Origin of the sequence: Bacillus sp. AK25 (assembly GCF_048270685.1) — a bacterium.
GTDB lineage: Bacteria > Bacillota > Bacilli > Bacillales > Bacillaceae > Bacillus > Bacillus altitudinis.
On sequence record NZ_JBLUWC010000001.1, the window covers coordinates 340229 to 354218 of the forward strand.

13 protein-coding genes are annotated in these 13990 nt (G+C 41.6%); 9 read left to right on the forward strand and 4 right to left on the reverse strand.

All coding sequences use genetic code 11. The features are described 5' to 3' along the window. Positions 1-140: 140 nt before the first annotated feature. On the forward strand, positions 141-470 hold the full coding sequence (locus tag ACNO7B_RS01840; RefSeq protein ID WP_017366586.1) for a YckD family protein: 330 nt from the start codon (positions 141-143) through the stop codon (positions 468-470). Between the two features lie 46 nt (positions 471-516). Here the strand turns inward: ACNO7B_RS01840 and ACNO7B_RS01845 are convergent, their stop codons facing one another. Beyond that, positions 517-1281 (reverse strand): MBL fold metallo-hydrolase, encoded by a 765-nt coding sequence (locus ACNO7B_RS01845; protein WP_017366587.1) that lies wholly within the window; start codon positions 1279-1281, stop codon positions 517-519. 116 nt (positions 1282-1397) lie between these two features. Here ACNO7B_RS01845 and ACNO7B_RS01850 point away from each other — a divergent pair, with 116 nt between their 5' ends. Both ACNO7B_RS01850 and ACNO7B_RS01855 read left to right on the forward strand, forming a co-directional pair. Further along, complete coding sequence (locus tag ACNO7B_RS01850) at positions 1398-1817, forward strand: Lrp/AsnC family transcriptional regulator (RefSeq protein ID WP_417901078.1); 420 nt, start codon at positions 1398-1400, stop codon at positions 1815-1817. A gap of 24 nt (positions 1818-1841) precedes the next feature. Then, the gene (locus tag ACNO7B_RS01855) at positions 1842-2648 is read left to right on the forward strand and encodes an aminoglycoside N(3)-acetyltransferase (RefSeq protein WP_414834600.1); all 807 of its coding nucleotides are present in this window, start codon (positions 1842-1844) and stop codon (positions 2646-2648) included. A 1-nt stretch (position 2649) separates the two neighbouring features. On the opposite strand, the gene comJ is transcribed toward ACNO7B_RS01855, so the two are convergent. The 3 genes from comJ to ACNO7B_RS01870 form a co-directional block, all read right to left on the reverse strand. Beyond that, positions 2650-3036, reverse strand: coding sequence for a competence protein ComJ (gene comJ, locus ACNO7B_RS01860; protein WP_417901079.1), 387 nt, complete (start codon positions 3034-3036; stop codon positions 2650-2652). Positions 3037-3172: 136 nt separating this feature from the next. Continuing rightward, positions 3173-4870, reverse strand: a complete 1698-nt coding sequence (locus ACNO7B_RS01865; protein WP_251185510.1) for a methyl-accepting chemotaxis protein — start codon at positions 4868-4870, stop codon at positions 3173-3175. 126 nt (positions 4871-4996) lie between these two features. Then, a complete protein-coding gene (locus tag ACNO7B_RS01870; protein ID WP_007498233.1) occupies positions 4997-5425 on the reverse strand; it encodes a NucA/NucB deoxyribonuclease domain-containing protein in 429 nt (142 codons plus the stop codon). Between the two features lie 366 nt (positions 5426-5791). On the opposite strand from ACNO7B_RS01870, the gene ACNO7B_RS01875 reads away from it, so the two are divergent. From ACNO7B_RS01875 to ACNO7B_RS01900, 6 genes are read left to right on the forward strand one after another with little or no spacing between them, the layout of a single operon-like run. Further along, positions 5792-7861, forward strand: a complete 2070-nt coding sequence (locus tag ACNO7B_RS01875) for a hydantoinase/oxoprolinase family protein (RefSeq protein ID WP_417901080.1) — start codon at positions 5792-5794, stop codon at positions 7859-7861. After that, on the forward strand, positions 7851-9836 hold the full coding sequence (locus tag ACNO7B_RS01880; protein ID WP_046527170.1) for a hydantoinase B/oxoprolinase family protein: 1986 nt from the start codon (positions 7851-7853) through the stop codon (positions 9834-9836). The genes ACNO7B_RS01875 and ACNO7B_RS01880 overlap by 11 nt, the downstream gene beginning before the upstream one ends. Continuing rightward, positions 9833-10918, forward strand: coding sequence for an ABC transporter substrate-binding protein (locus ACNO7B_RS01885; protein WP_017358546.1), 1086 nt, complete (start codon positions 9833-9835; stop codon positions 10916-10918). Before ACNO7B_RS01880 ends, ACNO7B_RS01885 begins: the two co-directional genes overlap by 4 nt. Before the next feature lie 8 nt (positions 10919-10926). Continuing rightward, the gene (locus ACNO7B_RS01890; protein ID WP_017366594.1) at positions 10927-12015 is read left to right on the forward strand and encodes an ABC transporter ATP-binding protein; all 1089 of its coding nucleotides are present in this window, start codon (positions 10927-10929) and stop codon (positions 12013-12015) included. Then, positions 12015-12884 carry an ABC transporter permease gene (locus ACNO7B_RS01895; protein ID WP_008347830.1) on the forward strand — a complete coding sequence of 290 codons (870 nt, stop codon included), beginning with the start codon at positions 12015-12017 and terminating at the stop codon, positions 12882-12884. The genes ACNO7B_RS01890 and ACNO7B_RS01895 overlap by 1 nt, the downstream gene beginning before the upstream one ends. Further along, positions 12877-13680 (forward strand): ABC transporter permease, encoded by an 804-nt coding sequence (locus ACNO7B_RS01900; protein ID WP_008347828.1) that lies wholly within the window; start codon positions 12877-12879, stop codon positions 13678-13680. The genes ACNO7B_RS01895 and ACNO7B_RS01900 overlap by 8 nt, the downstream gene beginning before the upstream one ends. The last annotated feature ends 310 nt before the right edge of the window (positions 13681-13990 follow it).

Below are 13990 nucleotides of genomic sequence, written 5' to 3' on the forward strand. Positions count from 1 at the left end.
CACGCTTTTTCAGTTAGGACAACGTTTTCAGATGAAAAGCGAAAAAGTAAGAATATTATGTGCAATTTGATGGGGTGAATAATGTATAAAAAAGGAAAGAGTGCGCAAATTAAAATCGAATAAAGGAGGGAACGACAGAGATGAAAAAAACAAGTGGTTTGATCATACTAACGATGGTGCTATTATTTGGTTTTCAGGTGAATACGGCTCATGGAGAAACACCCCAAATGGAAAAGCGCCCCGTCACGCATCAAGTAAAATTAACGACAGAGCAACAAAAACAAATTGAAGTACTTGAACAGCAAATTTTGTCTAAACGAAAAGAAGTGATCGAAAAATACGTTCAGTATGGTGTGTTAACGAAGGAACAAGGCACGCACATCACAAAACGAATGGATGAACATTACAATCACTTAAAAAATAACGGGTTTGTTCCATTACTAAAAAAACCACAGCACCATCGACCATAAGTTTAAGAAAACCGGCAGCAAGGTGCCGGTTTTTATTGTTTATGTGTTAAAAGGTCAGCGTCTCACCATCTTGAGGGACAAAAATGGCCTGATCTGCATGATTCTCTTGAATGTAAGATTTTAATGCGGCTCTTGTTAATAAACAATGATTCACGGCTTCAAGGTGACAGGCGATGATTTGAGCTTGTGGTTGAGTATGGTGAATGTCTACAATCTCTTCCTTTGTCATCGTAATTGGATCTCCCTCTAAAAATTGGGCAGCCCCACTATTGACCACAATAATATCTGGCTGGCATGTATTCACAACCTCTTTCGGCTCATCACACCAAATGGTATCTCCTGCAATATAAAGAGTAGGCTCATCAGGATGAGAGAAAACAAAACCGCTCACTTGTCCCATCCGTTTAGCGGTTTCTCCTGTCCCGTGCTGCCCGCCAGTTCGTTTGATATGAACACCGCAAACATCCATTTCATCTTCAATGCATGTAACATGCTGAAATCCAGCTTCTTTTACTTCCGTGCGATCTTTCTCTGATTGAGTATAGATCGGCAAAGTTTGAGCTAATCTCTTTTTTGCCTCGTCGTCAAAGTGATCTACATGTAAATGAGTGAGCAGGACAGCATCCGGCTGTAATATCTTGTCCAAATCAATGTTTGCAGGCAGCTCAACAATTGGATTGTTTGCATGTTGATTGGCAGTATGCGGGAACGGTGGATAGGTTCCTTTTGCTGCTAAAAAGGGATCGATTAAAAATGTTGACGGACCATATTGAAGGTATAAAGTAGCATTACGAATGAGTGTTATTTTCATTAGAAAGGCCTCCTTTTTTTCTCATTAAGTTTACAGTATATTAAAAGAGCCTCATGTGACAGAGGATCATGAAAGTCTTTCAGCGGAACGACTTGATTTTTGAAAGAGGTGAGCCAATGCTAGACAAAACAGATATGGATATATTAAAAGAACTCTCAAAGAATAGCCGATTGACGATGAAAGCACTTGGTGAAAAAGTCCATTTAACCGATCAAGCTGCTAAAAATAGAGTTTTAAAGCTTGAAGAAGAGGGGATTATTGAAGCCTATACCATTTCAATTAACTGGCGGACACAGCAGAACATCCAAACATTTTTGCAGCTCTTTACCCGAAGTCATGATCATGAACCGCTTTTATCGTTTCTCCATCAAAAGGAAGAAATCAAAAACCTGTTTAAAATTAGTGGAGAGGGCTGTTATATGGCTGAAGGACATTTCTCCAGTCATGATGAGCTTGATCAATTTTTAACGGAGCTAACAAAGCATGCAAATTATAAATTGTCTATCGCTGTGAAACGTCTCACTCATCAAGAATAGATGAGGCGCAGGAGGAAATAAACGATGAAAAAATTAATCGAACATCAGGTTGAGCCGATCACAAAGGAAAGAATCAAAGCGGATTTGGTTCAACTCGGTGTGAGGCAGGGCATGACCTTATGTGTCCACTCATCCTTGTCATCTATTGGCTGGGTGAATGGAGGGGCCATAGCAGTTATCCAAGCTATGATGGATATTTTAACAGATGAAGGAACACTGATTATGCCGGCACAAACATTAGAGCTGTCTGATCCTGCTGATTGGATCAATCCGCCTGTTCCTTATTCTTGGTGGAAACCGATCAAAGACACGATGCCTGCATTTGATCCGGCTTACACAGCTCCAACAGCAATGGGAAAGGTAGCGGAGACCTTTTGGAAATACCCAGGCGTAGAAAGAAGCAATCATCCTCATTTCTCATTCACCGCCTGGGGGAAAAGGAAACATGAAGTGTTGAACCACCATGCGCTTCCTTATGGTTTAGGAGAAAATTCACCTCTTGGACGTATGTACAATCTTGATGCAAAAGTGCTGCTAATTGGCACATCATTCGAGAGTGTTACAGCTTTTCACTTAGCTGAATATCGAATCTCACAGCAAGACCTCATGACACGAGGGGCCCCCATTTTAGAGAATGGTTGGAGGGTGTGGAAAGAGTATCAAGATATCATCACAAGAGAAGAACTATTTGAACAGATTGGTCGTGACTTTTTACAATCAGAATGTAGTTATAACCACAGTCAAATCGGGCTAGCCAATTCGTATTTATTGCCGATGAGAGAATCAGTCGATTTTGCAGAAAAATGGCTTGAGCAGTACGACCAGGCGTGATCTAAGCAGTCTGAAAATCAAAATAATAGAGATCTTGATCAGGGTGCTCAGATATATAGCAGGTGAGCTGATAGTCTCCTTTTGGAATGGAGAAAGACAGTACCTGGGCCATGACGCTTGTCAGATAAACCTGATCACTTGAATGAGTAAATGGCACTGTGATGACTCTATCAACGGATGATGGAGGCTCATGGCTGTTTAATGTCACGATAATAGAAGCCTTTCCGTTATTGATGCCTTCAAAAGAAATATCTCGATCCCCAGTTGCAAATCCTTGAAGAATATCGTCATCTGTCCAATCAATCACAGGTGGCGTCGTGCTTCCAGTGTATACGGTGATTTGGTGATAGGAGATAGATAGGGGATACGTTTGATTTAAATCATTCATATAGATAACTCCTTTATTCATAAAATTTGTCCAGCTCGCGATCATGTTGAAAAGTGAATGTTTGAAAGTAAGATAATTGAAGAGAATGTTAGGCAGCAAGACGATTGTCGCCGTCTTGCGCTACTGTTTGAGGGATCTAGATGTGAAATTGTGAAACCATTTCTTTTAGGTCTCCTGCTAAATGGGCAAGAGCCTCTGATGAAGCTGTTACTTCTTCCATTGCTGCAAATTGTTCTTCTGTTAAACCTGCTACTTGTTGTGAATGTTCACTCGCCAGTTTAACGCCTTCTGTGATAGAGGCAAAGGTCTGCTTCGCATCATTTGTATAAGCTGCGATTTTTTGGGATGCATCTGATAAATGTTTAATGCCATCTGCCATTTCCTTCATTGACTGCTGAATGTCAATAAATGAATCCTCTGTATGAGAAATAAGAACAGCCCCTTGAGCCGCTTCCTCTCGTACTCGTTTAATGGCACTCGTCGAATGATTCATCTCTTTTTGTATTTCGGAAATGAGATGTGAAATCATGTTGGATGATGTTTGCGATTCTTCTGCGAGCTTCCTCACTTCGTCTGCCACAACGGCAAAACCTTTTCCATGTTCACCTGCGCGTGCTGCCTCAATGGCCGCATTAAGAGCAAGTAGATTTGTTTGGTTAGCGATATCTGTAATCACTTTGGAAATTTGATCAATCTCGGCTGAACGTGTTTCCAGTGCTTGAATTGCTGTACCATTCTCTTCAATTGATTTTGCAATAGATGTCATTTGTGAATTGACTTCACCGATATTTTGTACACCTTTTTGGGCCATTTCTTGTGCGGACTGGCTTCTTGTTGCCATTTGTCCCGCATTTTCAGTGATGTTTACCAGCTCGTTAGATACTTGTCTCATCGTGTACTCACTAGCTGTCATTTGGGCTGATTGCTGTTCAGACGATTGAGCGACTTCTTGAATGGTATGGGTAATTTTTTCTGATGCTGCACTCGTTTCTTCTGCGCTAGCTGACAGCTCCTCAGAAGAGGTGGCTACTAATTCAGATGTTTTGATTACATTTAAAATGGTGTGATTTAATTTCTCACGCATCTTATTAAAGTGACCTGCCAGCTCAGAAAGTTCATCGCCTGTGTGATCTGTCACGTTGATGGTTAAATTTCCTTCGCCTGCACTCTTAATAGCAGATGCCATATGTTTGAGACGTGTCTGAATCCGCTTTGTGAAAATAGAAATAATGATAACAGAAACAATTAAACTTAACAGTAGAACCGTGACAAATTGAATAAAGAAAGACTGAAGCATTTGTGAAATCATGCTTTGATTTGCACCGGTATAGAAAATACCAATCGTTTCCCCTGTATCATTTTTGATGGGCATATAAGCCGTTTGGTAGTCTTTCCCGGCAACATTGGCTGTTCCGTAATAATTCTCGCCTTTATCCAAAACAGCGGCCTTTACTTCAGGTGAGACTTCAGTTCCTACAGCTCGTTTCCCGTTTAACATGACATTTGTGGCAACACGGGTATTTCCTTGGAAAATCGTGATTGTATCACCAGTATATTCGGCTAATTGATCAACCAATGTGTCATGGTTATTGATTTGAGTATTTCCTTTGTAAAGCTTGCCATCTTTTATCTGCCACGAGCCAGCAACCTTTTCAGTTAGGTAAGCGTATCCTAGCTTTAGATCGCCTTTTGCCTTTTCGGTGGCCATTTGCTTAATGTTCTCTGTCATTTCGCGGTTCACTACATAACCAACCACTGCTGAAAATACGATGAGGACACTTAAAAAGATCAGCATTATTTTGGCGCCAAGCCTCAGTTTTCCTTTTTTCTTCATGCTTTTTACTCCTTTAGGTATAAGGTAGGGTATCCCTCCTTAAGGATTATCGGCATGAAAAAAATGTTTGATATACGTGAATGCACTTACACAGAAATTTTTGTTGTGAAAAAAGGAAAGATAGTGCTACTCGATAATAAATTGGATTCTTGTGCCATCAGGATCATCTGATAATTGATGACTTACCCAAGAGCCTGCCCCCCTATTATCCGAAGGACGTACATATTTGACAGAAGCCCCTGCTCCACCTTCTTTACACATCGCCATTGGCCATTCATCACGATCATAACCACGCTTTGTTGGAATGCCATGAAGTGATTTGTCTCTTTGCTCATCACTATTTTTTCGATCAATGGTGCAAATGGAAGAATGACCTTCGTCAATAGCTTCTTCTATGTGCTTCGCAGTTTCTGGATATCGATCTGATGGAAAGTGAATGGTTTTGTCATAAGAAGAGTTTGTCGTCTCTTGTTTATGTTGCCCTAGTTGGACATAGCCTGTCGCTATACCAATGACAATCAATAAAAGCAAGAGAATGGTTTTAAGAAGTTTCATAGATGCTAGCTCTCTTTCTCTTTAGCGTATTTTGTAAACAGAAGTATAGCAGAATTACTTACCAATTTCTCCTCGTTTTGAAAAAACGTCTTTTAAAGTTTGAAAAACGGTTTTTACCTGTTTATGCTCTTTTCATCGTTGTACAAACTCATAAAAATTTAATTTTGCTACTCAAAAAACATATATGCTGATGCAAAATGGCTTTATGATTGGTTTTTAGGCTAATTTCAAGATTTTAACACACAGAAATTTCAAAAAAATAAAATTGACTAGACCGATATGCTTTAATAATATGGAGTCAAATATCAAAAAATGTCGTAATTTATCAAAATATGATTCCAATTACATTGCAGGAGGGAAGTACAAATGGCGGATGTCTCTTATCGGCTCGGAATAGACATAGGTGGAACATTTACTGATTTATCGCTGATGAATGAAGCGACAGGGGAGCTGACTGAACTCAAGACACCTACAGTGACAGATGACCCAGCTCAAGGAATTATCAATGGGCTGAAACTTCTAAAAGAAAGAGGTGTCGATTTATCCAAAATACAATATCTCGTACACGGGATGACAATCGGTCTTAATACATTATTGCAGAGAAAGGGAGCAGATTTAGCCCTTTTTGTAACGGAAGGTTTTCAAGACATTTTGTCATTACAGCGTTTACGTCTACCCATTCCTTATGACTTCAATTCTCAATTGCCAGAACCATTGATACCACGAAAACATGTATATCCAATCTCTGAAAGGCTCATACACGATGGTTCGATCAAAAAACCTCTCCAACTGCAGCAATTAGATGATGCTGTCCAGCAGGTCATCTCTAAAAAACTAGCAGGCATTGTCATTTCTTTTTTACATAGCTATCAGAATCCAGTTCATGAATTACAGGCAAAAGCCTATATTCATCATCATTACCCACAGTTAGAAGTCCTGACGTCTTCTGAGTTATGGCCCCAAATGAGGGAATATGAGCGGACAGTGATGTCTGTTGTCAATTTGTACATTCAACCAAAGGTGAAACAATATTTACAAACGTTGAAAAGCCGCTTGAAAGAAGAAGGTGTACCAATTTCTCCATACATTACCCAATCAAATGGTGGTTTAATGGATGCAGAAAGTGCAGCCACTTCACCCGTTAAAACACTTTTTTCTGGCCCGGCAGCTGGTGTAATTGGTGCGGCGAGAATTGCAACTTCTGCAAATGAACCCAATTTAATTACGTTTGATGTTGGTGGCACAAGTGCAGATATCTCGATCATTCAAAATGGGCAGCCTACAATGGCTCAATCAAATCAGCTTTCAGGATTTCCGATCATTCTTCCATCTGTTGCAATGTATTCGATAGGGGCTGGCGGAGGTTCTGTCGCATGGCTTGATCAAGGCGGGCTTCTTAAAGCAGGACCGGAATCAGTTGGCTCGCAGCCTGGACCTGCTTCGTATGGAAAGGGAAAAAAGGCTGCTTTAACCGATGCATTTCTCATATGCGGTTACCTCAATCAAGATCGGTTTGCCGGAGGACATTTACAATTGCAGCGGTCTGCAGCGGAAATAGCCTTTCAGCCAATTGCTGATCAGCTTCATAAAACGGTCGAACAGGCGGCTGACCAGTTGATTCAAGTGGCTGTTGCCAATATGTACACAGAACTAAGCAATGTCATGGAGCAGCAAGGGTTTGATCCTAGAGATTTTAGTTTGTTGGCATTTGGCGGGGCAGGGCCTGTTGTTGCGAATTTCCTTGCGAGAGAAATTCATGCAAAAAATGTGGTCGTCCCTCCAAGTCCAGGAACATTATGTGCGCTAGGTGCACTTACAGCCGATTTTATCCATGATGCTGTGTTGTCTAAGAAAATCTGCTTACAAGACTATACGATTGACGAATTAAAACAAGATTATGAAATGCTTTCTCGCAAAGCAACGGATTGGTTCAGCCAGCAAAACATTCAACATATCAAACAAACGTCCATTTTGTTATTAGCAGATACCCGCTATCAAGGACAGGCATTTGAGATTGAATTGCCATTATCGGTGGATTGGCTAAAGCAGGAACAAGACGTCTATCACCTGATTGAAGCTTTCCACAACCTGCATGAGCGTCAATATGGCCATAGAGATGATCAGGCGAACATTGAATTTACTCATTTGCGAGTTCGGGTTATAGGGGAAACGCCTCCACTGCCTTTCTCTCTTGGTGATGAAAGCAGCGGACAGCCTTTAATACCACAATCATACAGACGAATCTTTATAGAAGAAAAAGAGTACGAAGCATCTGTTTACAATCGGAGTACTTTGTCATTAGGTGCTGTTGTGAAAGGACCTGCCATCATTGAGCAAGATGATACGACAACATTGATTTTGCCAAAATGGGCAGGCAGCATAGACCATTCAGGAAACTTGGTGATTTCAAGGGAGGCGGCTTTACATGGGAACTGATCCAGCAAAGCTTGAGATGATGAGGAGTTATTTTAATGCGATTGCATCAGGCATGGGACATGTCATTGAGCGGACATCCTTTACAACATTCGTAAAAGAATCGGCGGATTTTGCCACAGCATTAGCCACGCCTTCTGGAGATTTCTTTGTTTACCCAAAAACAGTCGGTGTCACGATCTTTTTAGGGCTGAGTCTCAAAAAAGCGATTGAAGAAAGCGGACCGATGCAGCCGGGTGACATTATCATCACAAATGATCCTTATACGACAGACGGTTTAGCGACTCATTTGCCAGATGTTCATATCATCAAACCTATTTTTATAGAAGATGAAATTGTCAGTTATGCCTGGTCTTTTGTTCATGTAAGTGATGTGGGAGGTCTTGTCCCTTCAAGCATTTCTCCAACTGCAACAGATGTTCATCAGGAAGGATTAAGAATTCCACCAGTGAAAATCTATGAAGGTGGAAAAGAGAATCAGGTTGTTCGTACCTTTTTAAGAGCTAATAGCCGGGCGAGTCATTTAAATGATGGCGATATTAATGCGATGATTGCCGCTGTTAATACAGCAGAAATCAGACTAAAAGAAATGATCGAGAAATTTGGAAAAAACGAAGTGAAGCAAGGAATGATTGATCTGCTGAAGCAAGCAGAGGATCGCGCCGGAAAAGTCATTGAAGCCATTCCTGATGGAACGAGTGAATTCGCTGATTATTTGGATGATGATATGATTTCGGATGTGCCGATCCGATTAAAGATCAAGCTGACGGTCAAAGGGAAACAGCTGACACTGGACTTCTCTGAGTGTGACCCGCAAGTTAAGACAGCTTTTAATCTTGTCACCAATGGTCAAAAGCACTCCTTCTTATATCAAGGATTGATTAATTACATCATTAGTAAAGATCCTTTTATTCCGATTAATGGTGGGATTACGTATCCGATAGACGTGATTTCACCTAAAGGAACGCTTGTCCATCCAGAATATCCGGCTTCTGTCGGTATTCGGCATTCCATTACAATGAGACTGTATAATGTCGTGCTAGGTGCTATTGGTAAGCTGTTGCCTGAAGCAGTGCCGGCGGCAGGTGCAGGTCAATCCGCTATCGTCGTTCTCTCTGTTCCTGATGATCAAACAGGAGGCAGAAAAATGTCTGTGGTCGAACCGTTAGGCGGAGGCGGCGGTGCTCAAAAAGGGACTGATGGAGTCGATGGAATTGATCATTCGTCAGGATTTTTAAAAAATACACCCATTGAGAGCTTGGAACAGCATATTGATATTCATGTACACCGATATGAACTGCTGCCGAACACAGGTGGAGCAGGGGAACATAGAGGGGGACATGCGATTGGTTTAGAATTTGAAATGATCAAGCCAGAATCGATGGTGACGGCACGAGGAATGGAACGAATGAAGTTTCAACCTTGGGGGTTAATGGGTGGACGTGCAGGAGCAGTTGGTGAGGTGAAATTGACCAAACCAAATGGGGAGACAAAAAACCAGCCGAAAATTGATGTCATGCGTCTTGAAAAAGGCGATATTGTTCAATTGGTTTCACCAAGTGGAGGAGGATGGGGGAATCCATTTGCTAGAACGAAAGAAAAAGTCCTTCATGAAGTGGAAGCAGGGCTATTAAGTGAAGAAAGAGCACTTCAGCAATATGGCGTCAAAGTCTATCGAGATCATAATGAATGGAAAATTGATGACGAGCAGACGAGCAGGCTTCGTGAAAAGATGAATGATGCTGATGCTGTCGCTTGGGATTTTGGAAAACAAAGAGCAGCTTATGAGAAAGTGTGGACGGACGAAGCCAGCAGTGAGCTTGCTGTGCAGCTTCGTTCATACCCAGCAAATGAGCGTACGCACTATAAACATGCGGTTCATTCTCATTTTAGTCATAGACAGGAACCGTTAACAAAGATGGATATTATTCAAGCACTTCGTCAGTTGAATCAACAAAAAGGGGGAAATGAATCATGAAAAGAAGAGTAATCGCCATATTTGCAGGTGTCCTATCCGTCATGTTACTGCTGTCTGCATGCGGAGGAAATGGGCAGGATCAAAGTAAACAGCAGCAGACTGTGATCGTTGGTGTCTACGGAGGGGATTGGGAAAAGAATATTAAGCCAATCCTCGAAAAGTTTGAAAAGGATACAGGCATTAAAGTACAAACGGTCTCTGGGGCAGATTCTGAATGGTTTACAAAATTAAAAGCATCTAATGGTAAAAATCCACCGTATGATTTGCTTATTTTACAGCCTGATACGATTCAAAGAGGTATTGCGGCAAACGTTCTTGCGCCTATTGATGAAGATCAAGCGCCAAATGTGAAAAAGCTTTATCGTTCTGTTCAAAAGAAACTCACTGTTGATGGAAAACAATATGCAGCAGGCTTTAGTATGGGACAGCTTGGAATTGCTTATAGAAAAGATCTTGTCAAACAGGAGCCAAACAGCTGGACAGATTTATGGAGCGATCAGCTGAAAGGGAAAGTGGCGATTTCTTCCCCAACTTATTCAGCGGGCTTACAATTTTTCTCTGCACTTGTCCATGCTCAAGGAGGGACAGAATCAAATCCTAAGGATATTGATAAAGCATTTAAAAGCCTCGCACAATTAAAAGGGCGTGTAGCTGCTTTTCCTGATAACCCAGGGTCTATTCAAACGCTGTTAGAACGTGGTGACGTGACGGCAGTTCCATATTGGGATGGCCGAGCATTTGCACTTGAAGAAGAAGGGATGGATATTGGATTCTCATATCCGAAAGAAGGCGCTGTGGCAGCAGTTGCGAGCTGGGCGTTAACAAAGGGAAGTCAGCATGAGGAAGCGGCTTATAAGCTATTAAACTACCTTAGTGGGAAAGAAGCTCAAGAAGCCTTCTCAGAAAAATCTTACTACGGTATGTCGAATTCTGATGTGAAATACGGAGACAAGATTAAAGGGAAAGTGAAGGTTGGCGAAAATTATTATAGCAAGCTGACTTGGGTAGATTATGAAACAGCGACTTCAGAGCTCGGTCAATGGACGAATCGATGGAATGAAGTATTAGGCGGAGGAAAATAGGTGATCGCATGAGTGGAATCAATTTAGAACATATCAGCCAGCATTTCGGCGAACAGATTGCTCTTGATGATGTCAGTCTTACGGTAAAAGAGGGAGAGTTTTTCTCCCTTCTTGGCCCTAGTGGCTGCGGAAAATCAACTTTACTCAATATCATTGGCGGTTTTTTAGAACCGACAAAAGGAGTCGTCTATATTGGTGATCATGATGTGACGACTTTACCTCCTTATCAAAGGAAAACGGGGATGGTCTTTCAAAGCTATGCACTTTTCCCACATCTCACCGTATTTGATAATGTTGCATATGGGTTGAAGGTTCAAAAGAAAAAGAAGGCGGAAATCAAGCAAAAGGTGATGGAGAGTTTGTCTCTTGTTCAATTAGAGTCATTTGCCAAACGTATGCCGCACCAATTAAGTGGTGGTCAGCAGCAACGGGTCGCAATTGCACGTGCACTTGCTATCCAGCCTGCCGTTCTCCTTCTGGATGAACCACTTAGTAACCTAGATGCAAAGCTAAGAAAAAATATGCAGACGGAGCTGCGAAATATTCAACGGAATGTCGGAATTACGACTATTCTTGTGACGCATGATCAGGAGGAAGCCTTAAGTCTTTCCGACCGAATTGGGATATTAGGTGAGGGGAAAATTCAGCAGATTGGGACACCTTTAGAAGTATATCGTCAGCCAAATAATCGTTTTGTTGCTGAATTTATCGGACAGGTCAATCTATTTGAAGCGAAGTATGATGAAGTTACTTCCACATACACTGTTCCACATTTCATTCAATCAAACGGGAAGCAAGTTCAGCTAAAAGCCGCATTTAAAGAGAAGAGCGAGAAGCATTTACTCATGCTGCGTCCTGAGAGAATCAAGTTATCTTCTGGCGGGGAGGAAGTTCAGCCAAATCATGTCACAGGCGTGTTGGCAGATGTCAGTTATATTGGGCACTCTTTACGTTTGGTCGTTGGGCTTAATCAAGGTGAAATCATTGTCCATGCATCAGACGCAGCATTTCCCGAGCTGCCTCGAGTTGGAGAAACTGTGCATATTCATTGGCAGCCTGAAGATATTGTTTTCTTAGATTCGAAGGTGCATGCGTGATGCGAATCAAAAAAAAGAATCAGCGCTTTCATTGGTTTATGCTGCTGCCAGCTTGTTTGTTTCTAGTTGTATTCCTTCTTGCTCCGCTTGTGATGATGTTTGTCCTCAGTTTTCGTGATGTGGATTCGATGATGAATACGTTACAATCCTATAGTTTGTCTCAATATTTACATGTATTTACGACAGATGCATATGTGAAAGCAATTGGAAGTACTGTGTGGGTGGCCTTACAGACAACGGTGATTTGTTTATTGATGGCATATCCTGCAGCTTATGTGCTAGTGAAAGCACCTCATCCAAGATTGCGGGCTTTTTTCTATATCTTACTTGTATCGCCGCTTTTGACGAGTGTCGTCATTCGGACATTTGCCTGGATCGTTCTTCTTTCGCAAAATGGTTTGATCAATGGCATGCTGATCGATTTACATCTGATTGAGAAACCGCTATCGATGCTGTGGAATATGAATGCGGTCATTATTGCTTATGTTCAAGTGATGCTGCCTTTTGCAGTGCTGCCTATTGCAACGAGCTTAACGGATATGGACCGTCACTTAAGACCGGCTTCTATGAGTCTTGGTGCTGGTCGTATTCGGACATTTTTTCATGTGACCTTGCCGCTTACGATTCCAGGCATGATCACCGGAGCAATTATTGTCTTCTCACTTGCAGCAGGAAGCTATATTACCCCTCTGCTAGTCGGCGGACGGATGCAGCCGCTCTTGCCACTGTCCATTTATCAGCAGGTCATGCAGGTGTATAATTTGCCTCTTGCCGCTGCGATGTCCTTTACTTTATTGATTTGTGTGCTAGCGGTCGTCAGTCTATTAAGCTATCTATTGAAGCGTTGGGAGGCGAGGATGCATGCGTAAAAAATCAATAAGTGACCGTTTGCTTTCGGTTCTGATATGGACCGCAGGCTCACTCGTTTATCTCTTTTTAACCGTACCTGTTCTTGTCATTGTTCTTTCTGCTTTTAGTCCGAATGCCTTTCCTGAATTCCCGCCGACTTCGTTTTCCGTTCGCTGGTTTCATGAGGTCGTGTCGAATCCAGAATGGATGGAATCTTTACGTATCAGCGTGATTCTGTTATTGATTGTGACGCCGCTTACTGTTCTTTTAGGAACGATGGCTTCTTATGCTTTAGCAAGGCTTTCCTTTAAGGGAAAGGAAGCTGTTCAAGCCTTTATTTTGTCACCTCTTATGATTCCTCAGGTGGTATTAGGGATTGCGATGCTGTATTTGTTTACGGCTATGGGTTTTACAGGGTCTTTGTGGGCATTAGTCATTGGGCATGTCATCATTGGTTTTCCTTATGTGGTACGAACCGTGGGTGTCAGTGTTTCAAATCTTGATCCACGTCTTGAGCTAGCTTCCATGAATCTTGGTGCAGGGCCCATACGTACTTTCTTTCGTGTGACACTGCCCTTGATCAAGCCTGGCATTATCGCAGGTGGGGTGTTTTCTGCTGTGACATCATTTGGTGAAATCTCGATTAGTTTGTTCGTTTCTTCACCTCAAACCATTACGATTCCCGTGAGGACGTTTAATTACATTGAGCAAACTTTTGATCCGAGTGTCAATGCGATATCTGTCATATTTATTATCATTTCTATCATTGCGTTGCTCATTATTGAGAAAACGATTGGTCTGTCTAAGGTGATGTAAATATAATGAAGAAACAAGGAGCTGTCATTTGAAATGACAGCTCTTTTTGTATTGTTTTTTATGGTAAAAATATTCAAAGTTTTATGGAATGTAGTTCTTAAGGTTTAAGAAAATGCGAGGCGTGATAGGAGACCTCTCTCCTACATTTTCGGTCATATTTGAAAAATTTAAGGAAAAACATGAAATTTTTGCGGTAATTGGTCATTTATTTTCGGTGGAACGCAACTATTATTAGTTATTTTCGGTAAATATCGTAAATTATGATGTGATCCCTTCGGCATAACGCATGAATCTTTACACCCATTTTTCG